The following is a 1,047-nucleotide window of genomic DNA, read 5'->3' as shown; positions in this document are numbered from 1 at the left end:
CGCGGCGCTGGTCATCGGCGTGCTGGGCAGCGTGGGCTTCATCGCAGTCGAGCGCAAGGTGCGCACGCCGATGCTGCCGCTGGGGCTGCTGCGCATCGGCAACTTCAGCGGCGCGAATCTGCTGACACTGCTGCTCTATGCGGCGCTGGGCGGCGGGCTGTACTTCTTTCCGCTCAACCTGATTCAGGTGCAGGGCTATTCGGCCACGGTGGCGGGTGCGGCGCTGCTGCCGTTCATCTTCATCATGTTCGCGCTCTCGGGCTGGGCCGGGCAACTGGTCGACCGCTTCGGGCCGCGCATGCCGCTGGTCATCGGGCCTTCGATCGCGGCGGTGGGCTTTGCGCTGTTCGCGCTACCGGGCGTGGGCGCGAGCTACTGGAGCGGCTTTCTGCCGGCCGTGGTGGTGCTGGGCTTCGGCATGACGGTGACGGTGGCGCCCTTGACGACCACGGTCATGAATGCGGTCGGGCCCGACCTGGCGGGCGTGGCCTCGGGCGTGAACAACGCCGTGTCGCGAGCGGCGGCGGTGTTGGCGATTGCGGTGTTCGGCGCGATCATGGCCTGGGCCTTCGACGCGGCGCTGGCGAACAACCTGCGCGAGATGGGCGCCTCGGCGCAGGTATCGGCTTTTCTTGAAGGCGAGCGCAGCAAGCTGGCCGGCGCGGCGCTGCCACCGGGCGTGGATGCAGCCACGGCTGCGGCGGTCAAACGGGCCGTGGCCGAATCGTTCGTGGCTGGCTTTCGCTGGGTGATGCTGCTGAGCGCCGGGCTGGCCGTGCTGAGTGCGGTGAGTGCGTGGCTGATGATCCGGGGCACTCCCGCCGCAGGAGGTCCGGTCGGCAAGAGCTAAGGAGACAAGTCGATGCAGGAAGAAGAGCGACAGCAGGTGCAGCACATCGATGTCCTGATCGTCGGCGCCGGCCTCTCGGGCATCGGCGCCGGTTACCACCTGCAGGCGAGCTGCCCGGGCCGAAGCTACGTCATCCTCGAAGGGCGGGAACGCAGCGGCGGCACGTGGGACCTGTTCCGTTATCCGGGCGTGCGTTC

The 1,047-nt window shown here is 68.9% G+C and carries 2 protein-coding genes; both read left to right on the top strand.

The genetic code is table 11. The features are described 5' to 3' along the window. The coding region (locus ACSFA3_RS25870; RefSeq protein WP_435508168.1) for an MFS transporter at window positions 1-850 on the top strand (850 nt) is incomplete at its 5' end. 12 nt (window positions 851-862) lie between these two features. Then, on the top strand, window positions 863-1,047 hold a 185-nt coding region (locus ACSFA3_RS25865; RefSeq protein ID WP_435508167.1), incomplete at its 3' end, for an NAD(P)-binding protein.

Source organism: Variovorax glucosi (assembly GCF_051216695.1).
In the GTDB taxonomy this organism is placed as follows: domain Bacteria; phylum Pseudomonadota; class Gammaproteobacteria; order Burkholderiales; family Burkholderiaceae_C; genus Variovorax.
This window is presented reverse-complemented; position numbering and strand designations above follow the sequence as displayed.